The sequence below is a fragment of the Meridianimarinicoccus marinus genome, assembly GCF_040689105.1.
In the GTDB taxonomy this organism is placed as follows: Bacteria; Pseudomonadota; Alphaproteobacteria; order Rhodobacterales; family Rhodobacteraceae; genus Meridianimarinicoccus; species Meridianimarinicoccus marinus.
Genome location: NZ_JBFBVU010000005.1, coordinates 35,531 through 52,906, shown reverse-complemented (window position 1 = coordinate 52,906; position 17,376 = coordinate 35,531). Strand labels below are relative to the sequence as shown.

Sequence of the window (17,376 nt, the reverse complement as noted above, 5' to 3'; positions counted from 1 at the left end):
TTGTGACCTGTGGTAAACTACAGGATACAGGGCGAAATTTCGCCCTGACCTTGGACAACCGCAACAGGACCCCGCCCCATGGACCACCGCCCCGCAGAGCAGACCCGGCACCGCTGGCCATTGTGGCTGGCGGCGGCGGTGGGGCTTGGCGTGGGCGGGCTGCTGGTCAGCGGCGTGATCCCACGGCTGGAGGCACCCGAAACGGAGGTGGCCGCGATCCCGCCACAATCGGGGGCGGACGCGGTGCCGGATGATCCCACCAGAACCCCATCGCAGGGCGAACCGAGCTTCGATCTGGTGCGGGTCGAGCCTGATGGCATCACGGTGGTGGCCGGACAGGCCCGGCCCAACGCGCGGGTGGCGGTGGTGCTGGACGGGCAAACCCTGGCCGAAACCCGCGCCGATGCCAGCGGCAGCTTCGTGGTCTTCGTGGCGCTGGAGGCGGGCGATGAGCCGCGCATCATGTGGCTGATGGCCGAAACCGCCGAGGGCGACATGCTGGCCTCGGTGGACACGGTTCTGATCGCCCCGGCGCAGCATAGCCTTGACGCCAGCGCCACTCTGGCCGGGACGCTGGCGCAACGGCCCGGAGAGGATCTGTCGGTGCAGACGGGGCAGACCGATCCGCGTGTCCGCATAGACCAACCGGCGGATCTGGCGTCCTTGCCGAACGGGGATGCGGTGCCAGAGGTTGGACATGTGCCGGAAGTGGCGCAGCAGGCCGTGAACGGGGCCGCCCAGCCGGACGCCAGCCCTGCAGCGCAACCTGAACAGGCGTCTCTCGTCGCGGACACTCCGACCGCCGCCGAAACGGACACTCCGCCGAAAGCCACAACCGAAATCGCTCCGGTCCCCCCCAAAGCCGCCCCCCGCGTGTTGCTGTCCAGCCGCGAAGGCATCGCGGCGCTGGACGTGCCTCGGCTTGATGCGGCGATGGCGCTACGCATCGACACCATCGACTATGGTGCCGACGACACTGTGGTGCTGAAGGGCCGCGCGGGCGCTTCCGGCCCGGTGCGGGTGCGGCTGAACGGCACCCTGCGCGGCACCGGCACCGTCACCGAAGACGGGCTTTGGTCGCTGGTGATTTCCGACGTTGCGCCGGGGCTTTACGACTTGCGCGTCGAAAGCCTCGATCCATCCGGGGCGGTTCTGGGACAGGCCGATGTGCCCTTCCGCCGTGAAACCCCCGGCATCGTGCAACAGGCGCTGAATGGATCCGGCGCCCGGATCGTGACGGTGCAGCCCGGCGCCACGCTGTGGGCCATCGCGCAGGACCGCTATGGCGAGGGCACCCGCTATGTGCAGGTGTTCGAGGCCAATCGCGACCAGATCCGCGACCCCAACCTGATCTACCCTGGCCAGGTGTTCGATCTTCCAGAACCTACCGGCCAGCCGTGACATTCCCGGCCCGAGACCCTAGGTCTTGCGGGTAGTCACTGGCGGAGCCCCCATGAGATCCGATGCATATTCCAGCCCCGCGGGCCTGTCGAAATCGGCCGATAGCGCCGCCGGAGAGCCCACGGCCACCGATCCGGCGGTGATCGCGCGCGTGGCGCCGTACCTCTGGCCGAAGGACGCGCCCGAGATCCGCATCCGCGTGGTGCTGGCGCTGACCGCGCTGATCGTGGCCAAGCTGGTCGCCGTCGGCACGCCGTTCTTCTACAAGGAAGCCGTGGATGCCCTGGCCGGCGATGGCGGCGACGGGCCGCGGATGCTGGCACTGGGAGCGGTGGGGCTGACCGTGGCCTACGGGGTGGCGCGCATCCTGACCGTGGGGTTCCAGCAGTTGCGCGACGCGGTCTTTGCCCGCGTTGGGCAGCGCGCCCTGCGCGCCGTGGCGCTGCAGACCTTCCAGCACATCCACGCCATGTCGCTGCGCTATCACATCACCCGCAAGACCGGCGGGCTCAGCCGGATCATGGAGCGCGGGGTCAAGGGCGTCTCCTTCCTGCTGCGCTTCATCCTGTTTTCCATCGGCCCGCTGGTGCTGGAACTGGCGCTGGTGGGCATCGTTCTGGCGACGCTGTTCTCGGTTTGGTACCTGGTGGTCGTGGGGGTCACGATCGTGGCTTACGTGGCCTTTACCTTCAAGGTCACCGAATGGCGCGTGACGATCCGGCGCGAGATGAACCGGCAGGACACCGACGCCAACCAGAAGGCCATCGACAGCCTGCTGAACTTCGAGACCGTCAAGTATTTCGGCGCCGAGAATCGCGAGGCCGAGCGTTATGACAGCGCCATGGCGGGCTATGAGGACGCGGCGATCCGCACCTCCTATTCGCTGGCCTTCCTCAACTTCGGGCAATCGCTGATCATCTCGGCCGGGCTGATCGCGGTCATGGTGATGGCGGCCCTGGGGGTGCAGAAGGGCACGCTGACCGTGGGCGATTTCGTCATGGTCAACGCCTATATGATCCAGATCACCATGCCGCTGAACATGCTGGGCATGGTGTACCGCGAAATCCGGCAAAGCCTTGTGGACATGGGAGAATTGTTCGGCCTGCTGGACCAGCCCGCCGAAATATCGGATGCGCCCGATGCGGGGGCGCTGAGGGTGACCGAAGGGGCGGTCAGCTTCGACAATGTGGCTTTCGGCTATGACCCGGAGCGGCCGATCCTGAAGGGCGTCAGCTTCAGTATTCAGCCGGGGGAAACGCTGGCCATTGTCGGACCTTCGGGGGCGGGGAAATCCACCATCGGGCGGCTTTTGTTCCGCTTCTATGACGTGTCCGGCGGGGCGATCCGCATCGACGGGCAGGATCTGCGCAGCGTCACGCAGGACAGCCTGCACGCTACCATCGGGATCGTGCCGCAGGACACGGTGCTGTTCAACGACACGCTGTTCTACAACATCGCCTATGGCCGCCCCGAGGCCACCCGGGAGGAGGTCTATGCCGCTGCCCGCGCCGCACATCTGCACGCCTTCATCGCGGATCTGCCCGACGGCTATGACACCCAGGTCGGTGAACGCGGTCTGAAGCTGTCAGGCGGCGAGAAACAGCGAGTCGGCATCGCCCGCACCCTGCTGAAAAACCCGCCCATCGTGCTGCTGGACGAGGCCACCAGCGCGCTGGACACCGCAACCGAACGCGACATTCAGGACAGCCTGCGCGCCATCGGCGAGGGCCGCACGGTCATCACCATCGCGCACCGCCTGTCCACGGTTGTCGAAGCCGACCGTATTGTGGTGCTGGAAGATGGCACCGTGGCAGAGCAGGGCACCCATGCCGACCTTCTGGCGCAGGGCGGCCGCTATGCCACCCTGTGGGAAGCCCAGGCGCGGCAGGGCCGGGACGAGGCCTGACACTGCACGCGTGGCGGACGCGACCAGAAAAAAGGGCGGCCCCGCAAGGCCGCCCGTTTTCCCGTCTATTCCGCCGCGCGCAAGGGGGGTGATCCGTGCGGCTCGATCCGCGTGGCCTGATCCCGCCCGGCCACGTCCCAGACGATTTCCGAGGATTTCATCTTGGCGGCCTTGCGCCGCAGCATCCAGTCCTCGGCAGCGCGCGACCCGCGCCCGCCGGTGACCCTTGCCAGCATCCGGAACAGGGCGTTGACATAGGTCCAGAACCACACCCGCAGCGCCAGCAGGGCCGGGGTGACCACCAGCGTCAGCATGGTCGCGACGCCAAGGCCGAAGACCACCGCTGTGGCCAGCTGCTTCCACCACAGCGCCGTCGGGCTGTCGAGCGTCGAGCCACCGCCAAGGAAGTCCAGCGACAGCCCGAACATCATCGGCGTCAGGCCCGCCATGGTGGTCAGCGTGGTCAGCAGAACCGGGCGGATGCGGGTTTCGGCGGTGCGGATGATCGCCTCGATCCGCGGCATGTAGCGGCTGTATTCCTGATAGGTGTCGATCAGGACGATGTTGTTGTTCACCACGATCCCGGCCAGCGCGACGATCCCGGTGCCGGTCATGATGATCGAGAATGGCTGGTTCATCACCAGCATCCCGATCAGCACCCCGGTGGTGGACAGGATCACCGCCAGCAGCACCAGAACCGAGTTGTAGAAGCTGTTGAACTGCGCCAGCAGGATGATGAACATCAGCCCCAGCGCCCCGGCAAAGGCATTGCCCAGAAAGGCCTGGCTTTCGGCCTGCTCCTCCTGATCGCCGGTCCATTGCCAATCCACGTCCGCGGGCAGGGGGCGGTCGTTCTGCAGCCAGTCGGTCAGTACCGTGATGCGTTCGTTGGCGGTGATCGGCTGGCCGGCGTCATTGGTCAGCCCCGGCAGCACATCGGCCTTGATGTCGTAATAGCGCTTCTGGTCGACACGGTTGATTTCGGCCAGTTTCTTGACCGGGGTGATGGTGATGAAATTGGCCAGCGGCACCAGCCCGTCGCCGGTGCGTACGCGCAGGGTGTCCAGCGTGGACAGCACGCGGTCTTGTTCCGGCAGGCGCACGCGGATGTCGATTTCCTCGTCCGAGCTGTCGACGCGCATGGTGTCCAGCAGCACACCGCGTGTGACCAGTTGCACCATGGTGCCGACAATGGCCACATCGGCGCCAAAACGGCCGGCCTTTTCCACGTCCACGTCGATCTGCCAGTCGATGCCGGGCAAGGGCAGCGTGTCCTCGATGGCGGTGATGCCTTCCATCGATTGCAGCTTGGCGCGGACGGTTTCGATGGATTGCTCCATCGGGCCCCAATCGGTGCCAGAGATCCGAAGATGCACCGGCTTGCCCGAGGACGGGCCGCGCGACAGATCCAGAACTTCGGTCTGAATGCCGGGGATCTCGTCCAGCTGGGCTTGCAGTCGTGCCAGCACCGCGTCGCCGTCGTAATGGGGATCGACCTCTTCGCGCAGGAACAGCTGCTTGAACCAGCCGCCTTGCGCCGCGACGCGGGGGCGGTCGTTCCACGGGGTGATCTCGATCTGGACCTGGCCCACGGTGTCATTGGGCGCTTCGCCGCCACCGGTGTTCTGGTTCAGCCCGCCGTCGCCGGCAAAGGCAAAGGCGCTGTCGACACCATCGGTGGCCAGCACCACCTGTTCGACCTCGTTGACCAGCGCGTCGCGCTCGCGGAGCGACAGGTTGCCCCGCGCCTTGACATAGATGATGGCCTGTTCGGGTTCGCTCTCGACGAAGAATTCGACGCCGTTGTTGTTCTCGCCGAAGTAGGAAAACACCGACATGACGATGAAGCCGACACCGACGATGGTGACCACCGGCATGATCGGGTTGCCCGCGATGAAGGTGATGAACCGGCCAAACGGCGTGCGGCGATAGCCAGCGCGGATCTTGCGCTCGGTCCGCGAGGGTTTGACAGCGGCCATGGCGATGGAGGCGAATGAGGTGCCCACCGAAAACAGGATCAGACCGGGCAACACGCCCATGATCCCCGACGGCGCCCCGTCACCCAGCAGATAGGCGGGGTTCAGAAGCTGCATCGCGCCCATGAAGGCCAGGTACAGGCCCACCGGCACCAGCACGATCCGCAGCAGCAGCGGCCAGCGGCGTAGCCCGTCCGAAATGTGGCCATAGGAGCGCGCCAGACGTCCCGACACGCCGCCCATCACCGGCAGGTAGACCAGCGCCACCACCAGCGAGGCCGACAGCACGAAGATCAGCGTCACCGGCAACATGCCCATGAACTCGCCCGGAACGCCGGGCCAGAACAGCATCGGCAGGAAGGCGCACAGCGTGGTCGCGGTCGAGGACACCACCGGCCAGAACATACGCTTGGCGGCTTCCACATAGGCGTGCATCGGGCCGGTGCCTTCGGAAATGCGCCGGTCGGCGTATTCCACCACCACGATGGCGCCATCCACCAGCATCCCCACGGCCAGGATCAGGCCGAACATGACGATGTTCGAGATCGATATCCCCATCACCGCAAGCAGTGCGAAACACAACAGGAACGAGGTCGGAATGGCAAAACCGACCAAAAGCGCCGGACGCGCGCCGAGAGAGGCCAGCACCACGATCATCACCAGCGCGATGGCGGTCAGGACCGAGCCTTCCAACTGCTTGACCATGGAATCCACCGTGGTGGACTGGTCGTTCGAGGTGGTGACCGACACGGCGTTCTGCAATTCGGGTGGCCAGGTCTCGACCTCGGCGGCAACCTCGGCGCGGACCAGTTCGGCGGTGTCGATCAGGTTGAAGCCCTTGCGCTTGACCACCTGCAACGCCACCGTCTGTTCGCCGTTGAAGCGCGCGGTGCCGGCGCGATCTTCGAAGGTCAGGCGGATATCGGCCACATCGTTCAGCGTCACCACCCGGTCGCCGTTGGTCTTGACCGGCAGGTTGAACACGTCGCGGCTCTCGTCGAAGGACGAGGGGATCTTGACCGAGAACGCACCGCTTTCCATTTCCAGCTCGCCCGCCGCGATCAGCTGGTTGTTGTTGACCACGGCGTTGACCAGATCGGCGGCGGTGATGTTGTAGGCCTCCAACCGCACCGGATCGATGATGACTTCCAGCATCTCGTCGCGATGCCCGGCCAGCGGCGCCTCAAGAATGGCTTCCAGCCCTTCCAGGCGATCCTGAAGATCCTTGGACAGGTGCAGCAACTGCCGCTCGGGCACATTGCCGGTCAGGCTGACGATGATGATCGGGAACTCCGAGAAGTTGATCTCGTTGATCGAATATTTGTCCGCACCTTCGGGGAACTTGCCCTCGGCGGTGTTCATCGCGGCGCGCACATCGGCCAGCGTCTTGGACTTGTCCCAGCCGAATTCGAACTCCAGCCCGACCCCGGCATAGCCTTCCGAGGCGGTCGCGGTCATGGATTTCAGGCCGTCCAGATCGGACAGCTCGGTCTCCATGGTCTTGACCAGCAGTTTTTCGCTGTCCTCGGCGGAAATGCCGCTGAACGGCACCGACACGAAAATGGCCGGAATCTCGATGTCCGGTTCGCCCTCCTTGGGCAGTTTGGAATAGGCAAAGCCCCCCACGGCGAGGGACAGGACGATGAAGGCCATCACCATCCGGGCGCGGGCGGCGGCCCAGTCGACAATTCCGGTCATGCGTTGCTCCCGCGCTTGCCGATTTTCACCCGGACGCCTTCGGTCACATATTCCTGGCCCACGGTGATGATCGCCGCCGTGTCCGGCACGCCGGTGATGATGACGCCGTCCAGCGTGTCGCGCTCAATGCGCACGGGGTAGAATTGCACCACATCGTCATCGCCGACCACGCGCACGCCCATGGTGCCCTGATCGTTCAGGGTCAGGGCCGAAGCCGGGATCAGATGCGCCTTCACGCCGTCCGCGGCAATGGCGATATTGGCGGTCAGCCCGTCGCGGATGCTCAGATCGTCGTTTTCCACCGAGACCTCGACCCGGAAGGTGCGGGTCTGCGGATCGGCGGAGCGGGCGATGAAGGTGACACGGCCGGTGACCTCGCGGCCCGTGGACAGACGCGCCTGCGCCATGGCATCCAGCTTGACCGCATCCACCATGGTTTCGGGCAGATAGGCCACGATCTTGATCGGGTTGAGCTGGATCACGGTCGCGCAATGGGCGCCGGCCTGCATCAGGCTGCCCAACTCGGCGGTGTCGCTTTCCAGCAAACCTGCGAAGGGCGCGGTGATTTTCAGGCGGTCGATCTCGGTCTTGGCGGCTTCGACGGCGGCCTGCGCGGATTGCAGGGTCGCCTTGGCACCAACCGCGCGGGTTTCGGAGGCAAAGCCGCCTTCCGCCAGTTTCGACGCGGCGGTGTTGGAGATCTGCGCTTCGGCCAGACGGGCTTCGGCCTCGGCCAGTTGCGCGGGCCGCGTGCCGGGATCGATCTCGCACAACACCGTGCCCGCCTCGACGAAGGCGCCTTTCTGCAGGGGTTCCGAGATGACCAGCCCGCTGATTTGCGACTTCACTTCGATCTCGCGGTCGGCCTGGGTCTGGCCGCGCAAAACGACCGAGGTCTCGACCAGATCCGCGACACTGTCCAGAACCACCACCGAGACCAGTTCGGCCTGCGTCATGTCACCGGCAATGGTGGTCGGGGCTGCGGGTGCCGCTTCGGGCGTTCCCGAGGCTTGCTCTTCCGCCGGCGGTTTTCCGGCAATCGCCAGAACCCGGTCCCGTTCGAACACGATGGCATACAGGGCAATGCCGACCACAATCGCCGTCAGAATGGAAAGAAACCTCATCGCACAACCTATTTGGGATTCATATACAGGACAATCAGGGCGCAGCATCACTGCTGAACCGACCAGTTTAGATTAGGGCGAGTTAACCCTGTCTTCAAGGGATGTAGCGCGCAGATTTCCAAGGAAAGAGGTGCGGCCATGACCCCTTGACCTTGGCAAAGCGGTCAACGACACGTAGAACCCGATCCATCCGCTTGTGGAGGCAGGAAATTGAGCCAGGCAGACAGCTTTATCGAAGAGGTCACGGAAGAGGTCCGTCGCGACCGTCTTTTCGCATTGGCCCGCAAATACGGCTGGATCCCGATCCTTGCCGTGGTGCTGATCGTGGCCGGCGCCAGCTACCTGGAATGGCAGAAGGCCCGCGAACAGGCCGCTGCCGAGGCTTTGGGCGACTCGATCTTCAGCGCGCTGGAGCGGGACACGGCCCTGTCGCGGCTGACCGCGCTGGAAAGCATCGATGCCGAGGGCGACGCGAAGTCGCTGGTGGCGCTGCTGGCGGCCTCTGAAGCTGCGCAGGTGGATGCGCAGCGGGCCGGGGCCTTCCTGAAGTCGGTGATTGACACGCCGGACCAGCCGCAGATCTATCGCGATCTGGCGGCGCTGAAACTGGCGGGTCTGACCGACTATCCGCTGATGACCGCCGACCGGATTGCCCTGCTGGAACCGCTGACCGCCCCCGGCGCGCCGCTGCGTCTGCTGGCGCAGGAACAGATTGCCCTGCTGCAGATGGAACGCGGCGAGATCGATCTTGCCCGCGATCTGTTGCAACAGGTCTCCGATGATGCCGGCACCGGCTTTGCCCAGCGGCAGCGGATCGAACAGATCCTGATCGTTCTGGGCCCCGCCGACGGAGATTCGTGATCTTGATTCGGACCAAGACGAGTGTTTCGAGGCGCCCGCGCGGGCGCTCGCTTGCCCTGCTGGCCGGTGTGCTGGCCGGGGTGACCGCCTGTGGTCCGGATGAAGTACTGTTGCCCGGCGACCGCTTCGACCTTCGCGAGGTGGATGAAGCGCAAAGCGCCTATGCGGAAGCCGTTAGCGACGGCAGCCTTGCCAACCAGCAGGAACCCGCGCCGCTGCCCAAGGTCATCCCCAATGCTCCTTATACGGTGACCGGCGAAAGCCGGGCCACGGGCTTGCCCGGTGCGCGGGTCAATGCCGATTGGCCGACGGTCAATGGTTCCAACACCCATCAGATCACGCAGCCCGCGCTGGGATCGCCGCTGACCCAGGTCTGGAGCACCAAGATCGGCTCGGCCAGCACGCGCCGTGCGCGCATGACCGCCGATCCGGTGGTGGGCGGCGGCCGGATCTATACCCTGACCGCCTTTGCCCAATTGCAGGCCACCGCGCCCAGCGGGGCGGTGCTGTGGCAGCGCGACCTGACGCCTGAGGGCGAGCGTCCGGGCGAGGCTGCGGGCGGTGGCGTCACCTATGCCGACGGGCGGCTCTACGTGAACTCCCCTTACGGCCGGCTGCAAGTCATTGATGCCACCAGCGGCGCCCCGATCTGGGAGCAGCGGTTGGGCTCGGTCCCCAATGGCGCGCCCGTGGTGTCGGGCGGCATCGTCTATCTGACCACCCGCGACAGCCAGGCCTGGGCCATCGACATCAGGAATGGCCGGGTGCTGTGGCAGGTGCTGGCGCAGGAATCCGGCTCGGTCGTGAACTTCGGCGCGACCCCGGCGGTGACCAGCCGGTCGGTGATCTTCCCGTTCGGCTCCAATGACGTGATTTCGGTGTTGCGGCAGGGCGGCGTGCGGCTGTGGTCCACCACCGTATCGGGCCAGCGTCCCGGGCGCGCTTATACCGCCGTCAGCGACATCAGCGCGTCCCCGGTGGTGGTGGGCAATCGCCTGTACGTCGGCACCAACAATGGCCGTCTGGCGGCCCTGAATGCCGCCTCGGGCGAACGTATCTGGACGGCACAGGACGGCGCGGTCAGTGCGGTGTGGCCCGAAGGCAATTCGATCTACTTCCTGTCCGATCAGGCCGAACTGATCCGGATCAACGCGGCCGACGGCCAGAAGATCTGGTCGGCCAGCCTGCCGCTGTTCACCAAGGATAAGGTGAAGAAACGGCGCGGGGTCTTTGCACATTACGGCCCGGTTCTGGCCGGCGGACGGCTGATCGTTGTCTCCAGCGACGGGCTGCTGCGCGAGGTCGATCCGGCCTCGGGCCAACTGCTGCGCACCATGGATCTGGGCGCGCCGGCGGCGGTCAACCCGATTGTTGCGGGCCGGACGCTCTATGTTGTCACCACCGATGGGCAGCTACACGCTTTTCGTTGACGCGCGAAGGGTGTAAGGCTGCGCGCCTGAGCGCAGTCAGCGGAGTCGCAGATGTTCACCCTAGCCATCGTGGGCCGCCCCAATGTGGGCAAATCCACCCTGTTCAACCGGCTTGTCGGCCGGAAACTGGCGTTGGTCGATGATCAGCCCGGTGTGACCCGTGACCTGCGCGAGGGCGAGGGCCGCCTGGCCGACCTGCGCTTCACCGTGATCGACACCGCCGGGCTTGAAGAAATCACCGACGACAGTCTGCAAGGCCGCATGCGCCGCCTGACCGAACGCGCTGTGGACATGGCCGATGTCTGCCTGTTCATGATCGACGCGCGCACCGGCATCACGCCGTCGGACGAGGTGTTTGCCGACATTCTGCGCCGCCGTTCCAGCCGGGTGATCCTGGCGGCCAACAAGGCCGAAGGCTCGGCCGCCGACGCCGGTGTCATCGAAGCCTATTCGCTGGGCCTTGGGGAACCGCTGCGGGTGTCCGCCGAACATGGCGAGGGCATGAGCGAGTTGATGTCGATCCTGCGCCCGATCTCGGAAGAATTCGAAGAGCTGGCGGAACGCACCGCGCCCGAGACCGAGGTCGCGGTGGACGAGCACGGGGTTGCCGATCTGGACAAGGGCAAGCCCATGCAGATCGCCGTGGTGGGCCGCCCCAATGCCGGAAAGTCGACGCTGATCAACCGGCTGCTGGGCGAAGATCGCCTGCTGACCGGTCCCGAGGCCGGGATCACCCGCGATTCGATTTCCGTGCCGATGACGTGGAAGGGCACCCCGGTGCGGATGTTCGACACCGCCGGGATGCGCAAGCGCGCCAAGATCCAGGACAAGGTCGAGAAACTGTCGGTGTCCGACGGGCTGCGGGCGGTGAAATTCGCGGAAGTGGTGATCGTGCTGCTGGATGCGGATATCCCCTTCGAACAGCAGGATCTGCGCATCGCCGATCTGGCCGAACGCGAAGGCCGTGCTGTGGTGATCGCCGTCAACAAATGGGACGCGGTCGAAGATCGGCAAGCGCGGTTGGCCGAATTGAAAGAGGCGTTCAACCGCTTGCTGCCGCAATTGTCCGGCGCGCCGCTGGTCACCGTCTCGGCCCTGACCGGACGCGGGATGGAGCGGTTGCAGGAAGCGGTGTTCCGCGCCCATGACGTCTGGAACCGGCGGATTCCGACCGCCAAGCTGAACCTGTGGCTCAGCGGCATGCTGGAGGCGCATCCGCCTCCCGCGCCGGGCGGCCGCCGGATCAAGATGCGCTACATGACCCAGGCCAAGACCCGCCCGCCGGGGTTCGTGGTGATGTGTTCGCATCCCGACAAGGTGCCCGAAAGCTACAAACGCTATCTTGTCAACGGGTTGCGCGCCGACTTTGACATGCCCGGCACGCCGATCCGGCTGGTGCTGCGCAGCCAGGCGGACAAGAACCCCTACAAGGACAAGAAGAAAAAAGGGCCCTCGAAGCTGCGCAAGCATCTGGGCCCCAAGCGGGTGGACTGAAATCGGGGCGGCCTTGCGGGGCCGCCCGTTTTCGTTGTCAGACCAGCGTGCCGTCGGCGGCCAGCCGGGTCTTGCCGCCCAGATAGGGATGCAGGCAAGCGGGCAGATCGACACTGCCATCGGCCTGCTGCCCGTTTTCCAGAACCGCGATCAGGGTGCGGCCCACCGCCAGTCCCGAGCCGTTCAGCGTGTGCACGAACTCGGGCTTGCCGCCGCCTTCGGGACGGAAGCGGGCGTTCATGCGCCGCGCCTGGAAAGCGCCGCAGTTGGACACCGACGAAATCTCGCGATAGCTGCCCTGACCCGGCAGCCAGACCTCGATGTCATGGGTGCGCACCGCGCCGAACCCGGTGTCGCCCGAGCACAACACGACGGTGCGATAGGGCAGGCCCAGCCGTTCGAGGATATCCTCGGCACAGCGGGTCATGCGGTCGTGTTCGTCGGCCGAGGCCTCGGGGCGGGTGATCGACACCATTTCGACTTTCTCGAACTGGTGCTGGCGCAGCATGCCGGCGGTGTCGCGGCCCGCCGATCCGGCCTCGGAGCGGAAGCACTGGGTGTGGGCGACGTAGCGGCGCGGCAGGCTCGCATCCTCGACGATCAGCCCGTTGACGATGTTGGTCAGTGTCACCTCGGCGGTGGGCACCAGCCACCAGCCTTCGCGGGTCTGGTAGCTGTCCTCGCCGAATTTCGGCAATTGGCCAGTGCCATAGAGCATCTCTTCGCGCACCAGCACCGGGGTCCAGGTTTCGGTCAGCCCGTTGTCATCCACATGGGTGTTGACCATGAATTGCGCCAAGGCGCGATGGATGCGCGCCACGGCGCCGGACAGCACCACGAAGCGCGCGCCCGACAGCTTGGCGGCGGTCTCAAAATCCATGCCGGGTTTCACGCCGTCCAGATCGTAATGTTCCTTTGGCGCGAAGTCCAAATCACGCGGTGTGCCCCAGCGGCGCAACTCGACGTTCTCGGCTTCGTCGGCGCCATCGGGAACCTCGGCGTTCAGAAGGTTCGGCAGCGACATCAGCAGCGCGCGCAGGTCTTCGTCGGCTGCCTTGGCGGCGGCATCCAGATCCGCGATCTCGGCCTTCTTGGCGGCGACCAGATCGCGCAGGCGGGTGAATTCGGCCTCGTCGCCGCGCGCCTTGGCGGCGCCGACCTGTTTCGAGGCGGCGTTGCGCTCGGCCTGGGCGGTCTCGGAGGCGGTGATCTTCTCGCGTCGGGCGCTGTCGAGCGCCAGAACCTGGGCGGAAACGCCGGACAGGCCGCGGCGTGCCATGGCGGCGTCGAAGGCGTCGGGGGTGTCGCGGATGAAGCGGATGTCGTGCATGGGTCTTTCCGTCTGGCGAGGTCCGGGGGCCTTATGGACGAGATCGACGGGCGGGCCAAGGGCGGTTTGTGGACTGGGCGCACTGCTGCAGGCGGTTGCGCGGTTGTGAGGTGGCGCTGTGAGTATTTTTGCCAAGAAAAAGTCAGGGACGCGGGCGCAGCGCGGCCGCAGGACGCGCTGCCGGACCCAACGGGAGGAGGCGCCCCCAGGGGCGCTGACGACGGGCGGGAGGGCACCAGGAATGGGGGCAGGGCGCGGCCAACTGACCCCACCGTAACGGCAGGTCGGGATCGCCTTGCCAATGGCGCGGGCTGTGCCTAGGTTGCGCGCTAATTCCGGGGCCGGGTGCCGGCCTGCTCACATCTAGGAGATCCCATGTCCGCACGTCTTGCCACGGCCGCTCTGGTCGCCATCGCCGCTACGCCCGCTTTCGCACAGACGAGTGGACCGATGGGCGCCATTTCCAGCTTCGTCCCGCTGATCCTGATCTTTGCCATCATGTACTTCCTGCTGATCCGTCCGCAGCAGAAGAAGGTGAAGGATCATCAGAAAATGGTCCAGGCGCTGCGCCGGGGCGACCAGGTCGTCACCCAGGGCGGCATCATCGGCAAGGTCGTCAAGGTCAAGGACGATGGCGAGCTTGAGGTGGAACTGGCCGAAGGCGTCAAGGTGCGCGTCATCCAGAGCACCATCGCCCAGGTTCTGAGCAAGACCGAACCGGCCAACAACTGAAGCTGAGCCCTCGTCGGGGCCGCGGAGCGCGTTCATGTTACAGATTAGCCTCTGGAAGCGGGTGGTCATCTGGGCGGTGGTAGCCGCCGGGTTGATCCTGGCGCTTCCCAACCTGTTCTATGGACGGGTGGAAGTTCACAATGACGCGCTGGCGGCCATCGAGGCGCAGGGTGGGGTGGCAACGCCCGAGCAGGAGTTGGACGCCGGGTTCTGGCCGTCGTTCCTGCCCTCGGGCATCGTCAACCTGGGGCTGGACCTGCGCGGCGGCGCGCATCTGCTGGCCGAGGTTCATGTCGAGGACGTCTATGCCGACCGGCTGGACGGCATGTGGCCCGAGGTGCGCAACGCGCTGCGCGCAGAACGCGCCGCCATCGGCACGATACGCCGCCAGGACAGCGCCCCGGACGAATTGCGGGTGCGGATCGGCGAACCGGCCGGCATCGATCGGGCCGTGGGCGTTGTCCGTGACCTGGCCCGGCCGATCGTGTCGTTGACCGGGGTTGGGGCGTCAGACATCGAAGTTTCCGCCGAGGGCAGCGATGTCGTCATCCGGCTGTCGGAAGCCGAGCGCGCCGCCACAGACGCGCGCACAGTTCAACAAAGCCTTGAAATCATCCGCCGCCGTGTCGACGAAGTCGGCACGCGCGAGCCGACCATCCAGCGCCAGGGCGAAGATCGGATCCTGATCCAGGTGCCGGGCATCGGCTCGGCCGAGGAGTTGAAGGGTCTGATCGGCACCACCGCGCGGCTGACCTTCCAGTCGGTCGTGGGGCGCACCACCGATGCCGACAGCCGTCCCGGCGCCGGCAACGTGCTGATGCCTTCGCTGGACGAGCAGGGCACCTATTACATTGTCGAGGATCGCGTGGTCGTTTCGGGCGAGGAGTTGACCGACGCGCAGCCCGCCTTTGACCAGAACGGACGCCCGGCGGTGAATTTCCGGTTCAATCCGCAAGGCGCGCGCAAGTTCGGCGAATACACCGCCGAGAACATCGGCAGCCCTTTTGGCATCATCCTGGACGGCGAGGTCATCTCGGCCCCGGTAATCCAGAGCCATATTCCCGGCGGGTCCGGTATCATCACCGGCAATTTCTCGGTCGAGGGGTCCACGGAACTGGCGGTGCTGCTGCGCGCCGGGGCGCTGCCCGCGGGCATGACCTTCCTGGAAGAGCGCACCATCGGTCCCGAACTGGGGCAGGACAGCATCGATGCGGGCAAGGTGGCCAGCGTTGTGGCCTTTGCCGGGGTGCTGGTGTTCATGGCGCTCAGCTATGGGCTGTTCGGACTGATCGCCAACCTCGCACTCATCATCAATGTCGGGCTGATCTTCGGCCTGCTGTCGCTGATCGGCGCCACGCTGACCTTGCCGGGCATCGCCGGGATCGTGCTGACCATCGGCATGGCGGTGGATGCCAACGTGCTGGTGTTCGAGCGGATCAAGGAAGAACTCAAACGCGCCAAGGGCCCGGCCCGCGCCATCGAATTGGGCTATGAAAAGGCCCTGTCGGCCATTCTGGACGCCAATGTCACCACATTCATCACGGCAGCGATCCTGTTCGTCATGGGCTCGGGTCCGGTGCGCGGCTTTTCCGTGACCCTCGGGCTGGGCATCCTGACCTCGGTCTTCACGGCGATCTTCGTGACGCGTTTGATGATCGTGATCTGGTTCGAACGCCGCCGTCCCAAAGTTCTGGAGGTCTGAGATGCGCCTGCGACTTGTTCCCGCAGAGACCAACTGGGATTTCTTCCGCACCTGGAAGATCACCTTCGGCCTGTCGGTACTGGCCGTTCTGGCCTCCCTCGTCGCCTTCGCGGTGATCGGGCTGAACTATGGCATCGACTTCCGGGGCGGCACCACGATCCGCACCGAAAGCAGCCAGCCCATCGATGTGGCCGCCTATCGCGATGCCATCGCGCCGTTGGGTCTGGGCGATGTGTCGATCACCGAGGTCTTCGACGCCGGCTTCGGCGAAGACGAACATGTGGCCCAGATCCGGATCGAGGCCCAAGGCGATGGCGATGCCAGCGTTGCGGCCGAAACCGTGCTGGCGGTCGAGGCGGCCTTGCAGGAGCTGGACCCGTCGATCACATTTCCGTCAGTCGAATCGGTCGGCCCGAAAGTATCGGGCGAATTGGTGCAATCGGCGGTTCTGGCCGTGGTTCTGGCCATCGGCGCGGTGCTTTTCTACATCTGGCTGCGCTTCGAATGGCAGTTCTCGGTCGGTGCTGTGGCCGCGCTGATCCACGATGTGATCGTGACCATCGGCATCTTCTCGGTGCTGCAGATCAAGTTCGACCTTGCGATCATCGCGGCCCTTCTGACCATCGTCGGCTATTCGCTGAACGATACCGTGGTGGTCTTCGACCGGGTGCGCGAGAACCTGATCCGCTTCAAGCAGATGGAGCTGAAGGACGTTCTGAACCTGTCGATCAACGAGACCCTGAGCCGGACAGTGATGACCTCGGTCACCACGCTGCTGGCGCTGATCTCGCTGTTCGTGCTGGGCGGAGACGTGATCCGGGGCTTCGTCTTCGCGATGATCTGGGGCGTTGTGATCGGCACCTATTCGTCGATCTTCGTGGCCTCGGCGGTGTTGCTGAAGCTGGGTGTGAAACGCGACTGGTCCAAACCGGACGCCAAGGCCGGGACGCAGTTCGCCGATATCGATGCCTGACATCCCCTTCCAGGTTCTGGCCTCGCCGGGCCTGGGATGGTTGATCGCAGCGGCGTTCGTCGGCGGAATCGTGCGCGGGTTTTCGGGGTTCGGCACCGCGCTGGTCTTCATGCCTGTGGCGGCGCGGTTTCTGGATCCATTGTGGGCGATCATGGCGTTGATGGTGATGGATATCTTCGGACCGCTTCCCAACCTGCCGCGCGCGGCGCGGATCGCCAACCGGCGCGACATTGCGCTGATGCTGGCGGCAACGCTGATCACCTTGCCACTAGGGCTTTGGGTTCTGGTGCAGGTGCGAGCGGATGTCTTTGCCTGGGCGGTGTCGGGCCTTGCCCTGTTCATGCTGGTCTGCCTGCTGAGCGGTCTGCGCTATCGCGGGCCGGTGGGGCCACGACTGGTGACGGCAACAGGCGGGCTGGCCGGATTTCTGGGCGGGCTGACCGGCATGCCCGGGCCGCCGGTGATCCTGCTGTATCTGGCCGCACCGCATCCGGCGCCGGTGGTCCGCGCCTCGACCATGGTTTACCTGTTTCTCTACGATGTGCTGCTGGTGGCGGCGTTGTGGGTGAAGGGCGCACTGGCGCTGGTGCCGCTGGGTCTGGGGTTGATCCTGACCGTGCCCACGGTGCTGGGCAACATGCTGGGCGGCTGGATCTTCCGGCCCGCGCACGAGCGGCTGTATCGCGGGGTGGCGTTTTCGGTGATCGGGGCGTCGGCCCTGTCCGGGCTGCCGATCTGGAGGTGAACGC

The 17,376-nt window shown here is 65.6% G+C and carries 12 protein-coding genes; 9 read left to right on the top strand and 3 right to left on the bottom strand.

Features of this window, described 5'->3' with window-relative positions; all coding sequences use genetic code 11:
* Positions 1-78 precede the first annotated feature (78 nt).
* Positions 79-1,401 carry a LysM peptidoglycan-binding domain-containing protein gene (locus AB0T83_RS05895; RefSeq protein ID WP_366192119.1) on the top strand — a complete coding sequence of 441 codons (1,323 nt, stop codon included), beginning with the start codon at positions 79-81 and terminating at the stop codon, positions 1,399-1,401.
* A gap of 52 nt (positions 1,402-1,453) precedes the next feature.
* A complete protein-coding gene (locus tag AB0T83_RS05890; RefSeq protein WP_366192118.1) occupies positions 1,454-3,307 on the top strand; it encodes an ABCB family ABC transporter ATP-binding protein/permease in 1,854 nt (617 codons plus the stop codon).
* Positions 3,308-3,372: 65 nt separating this feature from the next.
* Here AB0T83_RS05890 and AB0T83_RS05885 read toward each other — a convergent pair whose 3' ends face one another.
* Together AB0T83_RS05885 and AB0T83_RS05880 are read right to left on the bottom strand one after the other, a co-directional pair.
* Positions 3,373-6,981, bottom strand: coding sequence for an efflux RND transporter permease subunit (locus tag AB0T83_RS05885; RefSeq protein ID WP_366192117.1), 3,609 nt, complete (start codon positions 6,979-6,981; stop codon positions 3,373-3,375).
* Positions 6,978-8,105 carry an efflux RND transporter periplasmic adaptor subunit gene (locus tag AB0T83_RS05880; RefSeq protein WP_366192116.1) on the bottom strand — a complete coding sequence of 376 codons (1,128 nt, stop codon included), beginning with the start codon at positions 8,103-8,105 and terminating at the stop codon, positions 6,978-6,980. Before AB0T83_RS05880 ends, AB0T83_RS05885 begins: the two co-directional genes overlap by 4 nt.
* Positions 8,106-8,315: 210 nt before the next feature.
* Between AB0T83_RS05880 and AB0T83_RS05875 the strand changes: the two genes are divergently transcribed.
* Genes AB0T83_RS05875 through der form a run of 3 tightly spaced genes read left to right on the top strand, consistent with a single transcriptional unit; the run spans position 8,316 to position 11,890 of the window.
* Positions 8,316-8,966 (top strand): hypothetical protein, encoded by a 651-nt coding sequence (locus AB0T83_RS05875; protein ID WP_366192115.1) that lies wholly within the window; start codon positions 8,316-8,318, stop codon positions 8,964-8,966.
* A gap of 2 nt (positions 8,967-8,968) precedes the next feature.
* The gene (locus tag AB0T83_RS05870; RefSeq protein WP_366192114.1) at positions 8,969-10,396 is read left to right on the top strand and encodes a PQQ-like beta-propeller repeat protein; all 1,428 of its coding nucleotides are present in this window, start codon (positions 8,969-8,971) and stop codon (positions 10,394-10,396) included.
* Between the two features lie 51 nt (positions 10,397-10,447).
* Positions 10,448-11,890, top strand: a complete 1,443-nt coding sequence (der, locus tag AB0T83_RS05865) for a ribosome biogenesis GTPase Der (protein WP_366192113.1) — start codon at positions 10,448-10,450, stop codon at positions 11,888-11,890.
* Between the two features lie 37 nt (positions 11,891-11,927).
* Here der and serS read toward each other — a convergent pair whose 3' ends face one another.
* A complete protein-coding gene (serS, locus tag AB0T83_RS05860; protein WP_366192112.1) occupies positions 11,928-13,220 on the bottom strand; it encodes a serine--tRNA ligase in 1,293 nt (430 codons plus the stop codon).
* A 450-nt stretch (positions 13,221-13,670) separates the two neighbouring features.
* Here serS and yajC point away from each other — a divergent pair, with 450 nt between their 5' ends.
* The 4 genes from yajC to AB0T83_RS05840 are packed head-to-tail and all read left to right on the top strand — an operon-like array spanning position 13,671 to position 17,372.
* Positions 13,671-13,952, top strand: a complete 282-nt coding sequence (yajC, locus tag AB0T83_RS05855) for a preprotein translocase subunit YajC (RefSeq protein WP_366192235.1) — start codon at positions 13,671-13,673, stop codon at positions 13,950-13,952.
* A 34-nt stretch (positions 13,953-13,986) separates the two neighbouring features.
* Positions 13,987-15,654: a protein translocase subunit SecD gene (gene secD / locus AB0T83_RS05850; RefSeq protein ID WP_366192111.1), complete on the top strand. Its 1,668-nt coding sequence runs from the start codon at positions 13,987-13,989 to the stop codon at positions 15,652-15,654.
* Between the two features lies 1 nt (position 15,655).
* On the top strand, positions 15,656-16,627 hold the full coding sequence (gene secF, locus AB0T83_RS05845) for a protein translocase subunit SecF (protein ID WP_366192110.1): 972 nt from the start codon (positions 15,656-15,658) through the stop codon (positions 16,625-16,627).
* The gene (locus tag AB0T83_RS05840) at positions 16,620-17,372 is read left to right on the top strand and encodes a sulfite exporter TauE/SafE family protein (protein WP_366192109.1); all 753 of its coding nucleotides are present in this window, start codon (positions 16,620-16,622) and stop codon (positions 17,370-17,372) included. Before secF ends, AB0T83_RS05840 begins: the two co-directional genes overlap by 8 nt.
* The last annotated feature ends 4 nt before the right edge of the window (positions 17,373-17,376 follow it).